Source organism: Oleiphilus sp. HI0132 (assembly GCF_001635845.1).
This window is the reverse complement of sequence record NZ_LWGJ01001108.1, coordinates 1-5334: the sequence shown is the minus strand read 5'-3', so window position 1 is coordinate 5334 and position 5334 is coordinate 1. Positions and strand designations below refer to the sequence as shown.

General features: G+C 43.1%; 5 protein-coding genes and 1 pseudogene. 1 reads left to right on the top strand and 5 read right to left on the bottom strand.

What is annotated here, in order from left to right:
• On the bottom strand, positions 1 to 452 hold a 452-nt coding region (locus A3766_RS14630; protein ID WP_156508911.1), incomplete at its 3' end, for a hypothetical protein.
• 423 nt (positions 453 to 875) lie between these two features.
• Here A3766_RS14630 and A3766_RS14625 point away from each other — a divergent pair.
• Positions 876 to 1742, top strand: a complete 867-nt coding sequence (locus A3766_RS14625) for a bifunctional transcriptional activator/DNA repair enzyme AdaA (RefSeq protein ID WP_068642427.1) — start codon at positions 876 to 878, stop codon at positions 1740 to 1742.
• Here A3766_RS14625 and A3766_RS14620 read toward each other — a convergent pair.
• The 4 genes and pseudogenes from A3766_RS14620 to istB all read right to left on the bottom strand — a co-directional run bounded on the left by A3766_RS14620 (position 1725) and on the right by istB (position 5297).
• Positions 1725 to 2444: an SGNH/GDSL hydrolase family protein gene (locus A3766_RS14620; RefSeq protein WP_068513558.1), complete on the bottom strand. Its 720-nt coding sequence runs from the start codon at positions 2442 to 2444 to the stop codon at positions 1725 to 1727. The two genes, A3766_RS14625 and A3766_RS14620, sit on opposite strands and share 18 nt — an antisense overlap.
• Positions 2445 to 2465: 21 nt before the next feature.
• Positions 2466 to 2834, bottom strand: coding sequence for a response regulator (locus tag A3766_RS14615; protein WP_068508062.1), 369 nt, complete (start codon positions 2832 to 2834; stop codon positions 2466 to 2468).
• Between the two features lie 317 nt (positions 2835 to 3151).
• A pseudogene (locus tag A3766_RS32685) lies at positions 3152 to 4401 on the bottom strand (HD-GYP domain-containing protein).
• A gap of 152 nt (positions 4402 to 4553) precedes the next feature.
• Entirely contained in the window at positions 4554 to 5297 is a 744-nt protein-coding gene (gene istB, locus A3766_RS14605) for an IS21-like element helper ATPase IstB (RefSeq protein WP_068510186.1), read from the bottom strand.
• Positions 5298 to 5334: the final 37 nt, after the last annotated feature.

Sequence of the window (5334 nt, the reverse complement as noted above, 5' to 3'; positions counted from 1 at the left end):
AGCATCTCACCATTAATGTAAATATTACCTGAGTCCGTACAGTGAGTACTCTTACATGCAACACCGGTTGATTTTTGATTTATATTAAAAGTGAGACGAGGAACAACAGACAAATACATATTTTTCTTATCACTAAACGTAATATCATCAAACGTTTGATAAGGTCCTTTCATATTGAAACCTTTGTCACTCAGGTTTGAAACAAAAGTATTATTCAATGCAGTCATAAGCTGGCTTCTATATGACTGGTTATACGCACTATTAGCATTAAACCCGTGATTCCCTTTAGCTTGGGCTTGAGCCATTGCCATCTGAATAAAAGGGTTAGTGCTTTGAGGGCTAGAGCTTACACTTGATTGAGCCTGAGATACTTCAGACGCGACAATGCCAATTACTTTATCGGTCTGCTCACCTTTATTACTTCCCGAATAGTTAAAGTTTACTTGGCCCACATCCCTTTTGACTGGAATTGGAGAACACCCGACTACAACAGTCAAGGCGATTAAGCTTAATAATAATCTAGAGTTCACATTACACCCATTTAGTTTAGTTACGTTGATCGTTTTGCATTTAATCCGCAGGCAAATCCTTCTGCTTAAAGAAACCCACGATTGAAAAAGCCGTGACAATAATAACAAATTATTTTTTTATCTAATATTTTTTTTTGCGACCGATATCTCACTCAGGCCAAGACTAATCTAGTTTAGTATTAAATGGTTTTTTCTAACCAAGCGCCTTAAACCGATCTATAGTTCATCGAGTTATTATCTGCAATAACAAAAAAATAATCGCAAGTATCGGGTCGCTCTCACTTAAGGACTTCTCTTATAATTCTACCTCACTGCTTTAAGTTGAATCGACTCAGAGAAAGCTCCATGGCAAGGCTTAATGAACAACACAGAAACTACCAAAAAGTCGCTCAGGCGATGGCCTTTATTGAAGCTGCGCAATATAAACAACCTAGCTTGAAGGACATAGCTAAGCATATCGGCTTGAGTGAGTTTCACCTGCAGCGTGTGTTTACTCAATGGGCGGGGGTATCACCCAAGCAGTTCTTACAATTTCTGACCAAGCAAAAAGCCAAAGCTTTACTTAAGCAACACTCTGTCTCTAATTCCGCTTACAACAGCGGCTTAAGCGGGAGTGGCCGACTTCACGATCTGATGGTTCAGTGTAAAAGCGTGACACCTGGCGAATATAAAAGTGGTGGCCAAGGCGTTCAAATAGACTATGGCTTTCACCCCTCTCCCTTCGGTTATTGTCTGCTAGCTCTGACTCAACGAGGCTTATGCAAATTGGCATTTCTTGACTCACTGGAGCTTCAAGCAGAAGGTTTGGCTGAGATGAAGCGCGAGTGGCCACATGCTGAACTAAAGCAAAACCAAGCGAGCACATTAACTACCCTAAAACGTATTTTCGACTCTGGACCAGCAAACGAGAACAAGTTGAACTTGCTCTGCAAAGGAACGCCTTTCCAACTGTTGGTATGGGAGGCCTTACTGAAGATTCCTGAAGGCGAGTTGCGCTCTTATCAACAGGTTGCTGAGCAAATCAATCAACCAAATACTACCAGAGCCGTCGCTTCAGCCATTGCGAAGAACAATATTGCCTATTTGATTCCCTGTCACCGGGTCATTAGAAGTACGGGGGAGATTAATCAATATCGCTGGGGAGCAGAACGCAAAAAAGCGATGATCAGCCTGGAATGCTGCTCGACGATACCTTCAACGCTGGGGCAATAAACAACGCTCTTTAAAGTGCTCAAGTAAAGCTTCTGACCATAAGCGGTAAGCCTGCGCACTGGGATGGAAGCCATCACTGGCAAAGAACTCTTTTTGCATAGGAAACTGAACACTAACAAAAGCTAAAGCCTCATCTAGTGCTGCCTGTTCGTTCAAAGCACTATTCATTGCACGAGAACGACGCCCCAAAAACCAGCGAAGTGGCTGAGGTAGAGCCGGAAATTCATGCATGGGAGGTACACTGCTCAAGAAGATATGACGCGCTTGAAACTTGTCTTGAAGCAGCAGTTTTAACTCTCTTTGCTGCTCTAGCCAGTGTTTCAGTCGTGTCCCGCCGGTTATATCATTGACACCTAAGGAAGTAATGACAACATCGGTTTTAAAAGCCTCAAGCGCATGTAGGCGCTCTAGCATCTCAGATGTCTTCAAGCCTGTTTCGGCTAAAAGGCGCCACTCGATAGCGCGGTACTGCGACAGTTTCGACACCAGCTGCCCTAAAAGCGCATCGTTCTGACTATCAACGCCAACACCTGCAGCAGCTGAGTCACCTAGAATTAAGATGCGCAAAGGCTCCCCGTTACCTAAAATACCTTCACGGCTACCTTCAGGCTCAGGAAGTTTAGGCGTCACTTTTTTAGTATAGATTCCCTGCGGAACGAGAATAGGTGACAAAGCCAGGGTGAGAAGAGCATCATCGATCATAATGGCAAGAATTGCTAAGACTTAGGCAATATCCAACAGCTTTTCTATGGCTGGTTTGAAGCGCTGAGGACTCAAGGGCTTTAGAATCCAACCAGTTATACCGGTATCTTTACCTACTTTTTTCAGCCTAGGGTCTGACTCAGTTGTTAGCATCAAAATAGGCGTTTCTTTGTAAGACTCCATATTCCTCAATGCAATGGCTAAATCAATTCCCTTCATATTAGGCATATTGTGGTCTGTGATCACTAGGTCAAAGTTCTGCTTTTTCGCCAAGTCGAGCGCTTCCAAGCCATCCTCAGCTTCGACTATTTTCAAACGTTCATCCTTTAAAACAAAGGTAACCATTTCACGAACGGTAGAAGAGTCTTCAACAATTAAAATAGATCTCATTTTTCAGGCTCAGTATTAAAAGTAAATATTCGGTGAGGTGCACAACTCACTTAAGTTTAGCAGCTCTTTCAAGGGTAAAACATAAATCTTCAATGATTGGTTTACTGAGCCCCAAACGCTTAATGTATTTATAGTTGGTTTAAGTGCTGCAAAGGAGCAATGAGCTGTAGCAGAAGAAATCAATCACAACGCAGTAAAAGGGTTCACAACATGGCCGAGAAAGCGTCTAAGGGCGCAAAACAAACTTCTAAGACTGCCGCAAGACTGTTAGCGCTTTCGTCATTCCTTCAAAGTTCAGTACCAGGCTTTAAGGTTTATTACTGTACTGCAAGGCCAAAGTTTAAGCCTTTGGCCTTGTATTCCTTAAGCTGAACGCCAAAGGCCCCGTCTGTATATATTTCTTTAACTCGAAGCGGCTTACCATGCTGATCTTTTTGCTCATTACTTAGATCAACAATCCGTTCAGCACAGCTTTTCTTCTCAGTATTCCTGACAATAATCAGTTTGGGGCGAAGCTTATTGTTTCTTTGGCACGATAGGATAATACCAACTTCGCCATTGGTCAGCTCAACAATATGCCCCGGTGGATAAATTCCTACTAAGCGAATAAAAGCTCGAACAATTTCCTCATCAAACTGCTGGCCACGACAATCGTAAAGAATACGCAAACCTTCCAATGTCGAACGTGCATCACTATAAACCCGGTCACTGGTAATGGCATCGAAAGCATCCACCACGCTAACAATTTTAGCGAAGAAAGGAATCTTTTCAGCAGTCACCCCCTTGGGTAACCCTTACCATTGAGATGTTCATGATGACAATACGCAACATCAACCGCGACCGGAGGCACGTCTGATTTAGACATCAGCAGCTTGCGACCATGTGTCGCATGTTCCTTGATGAGTTCATATTCCTCGGAATTTAAGGATCCTTCTTTATTCAGCACCTCGATGGGTATATTAATCTTTCCCACATCATGCAGCATCGCCGCAACGCCTAGGTCTTCAAGCTCCTTTTCCAGCAGCTCCAGCTCACGCCCAAGTGCAACAGCCATGATAGATACACGTAAACTGTGTTCTGCCGTGTAATCATCTTTGTCTTTAATCTGAGTTAGCCAGAGCATGGCATTAGGGTTTTTTAGTACGCTTTTCACGCAACTTTTAACAGCTGTTTTTACCTCAGTGGTATTTATCTCCTGAGATAGACGGAGGGCACTAAGGGCATGATCAACTGTCTTCTTCGCATAGTCATAGTCAGATACGGCGACAGCCAACTCTCGTTCAACAGGTACTTTATAAATCCGGCGACTTTTGACATCAGTACGATTCTTTCGTTTTTCCCTATAAGTAATTTCTGTCTGAGTCACATCTATATAAACATATTCACAATACTCATTCAGTTGATCGATCTCTTCTTCACTGCTAATCAGAAAACCTTGAAACAGAAACGGGGTATCAACCCAAGGTCTATCCAATTCTACAACATACATACCAACACGAAGCTCAGTCGTCGCTATCTTTTCGCGAACCAATTTCTTATTGATATTGTAATGGTGCTCACCGATCATCCAGGTGCCCTCTACAGTTTATTGACCTTGTTAGTTTAGCCTATAAAAACACTAGTGTTAATTTGCATGTAAAACTGACCCGGCTTTTGCACTTAATTTTGACCCGCCTGAGAGGCCAGATTATGGCCTGAACTTTTCTTTTATTTCCAGTTTTAAATTCGTTTATTAGTAGATTCTTTGTAGCGGTAACTTTCGTTACCTGTTTCAATGATGTGACAGTGATGCGTTAGTCGATCAAGTAATGCGGTTGTCATCTTTGCGTCACCGAAGACTTGGCTCCACTCTGAAAAGCTTAAGTTAGTCGTGATAATCACACTTGTTTTCTCATATAGTTTGCCTAGCAAGTGGAATAGTAATGCGCCTCCCGTTTGACTAAAGGGCAAGTAACCAAGTTCATCTAAGATAACCAAGTCTGTATGGCTTAACCTGTTCGCAATGCGTCCCGCTTTACCTTCGAGTTTTTCTTGTTCAAGTTGATTCACAAGTTCAATGGTCGATAAGAAGCGCACTCGTAGTCGGTGGTGTTGGATGGCTTGTACGCCTATTGCCGTTGCTAAGTGAGTTTTACCCGTGCCAGGGCCTCCTATAAGTACGATGTTGTGGCTGCCTTCGATGAACTCACAGCGATGAAGCGCTTTGACAAGCGTTTCATCTACACTGCTTTGATTGAAGTCAAAGCCAGCTAGGTCACGGTAGGCTGGGAACCTTGCATGCTTCATCTGATAAGCGATTGATCGCACTTCTCGATCTGTTACTTCAGCTTTGATCAAGGCTTCAAGAATGGGCTGTGCTTGAAGGTAAGATGGCCCAGCTTGCTGTGATAGCTCCATAACACTGTTGGCCATACCGTGTAGTTTGAGTTGTTTGAAGGTGTGGATCATGGTTTCAATGTGCATAAGGATGACCTCTTAGTTGATCGTAGCGTTGTGTGTT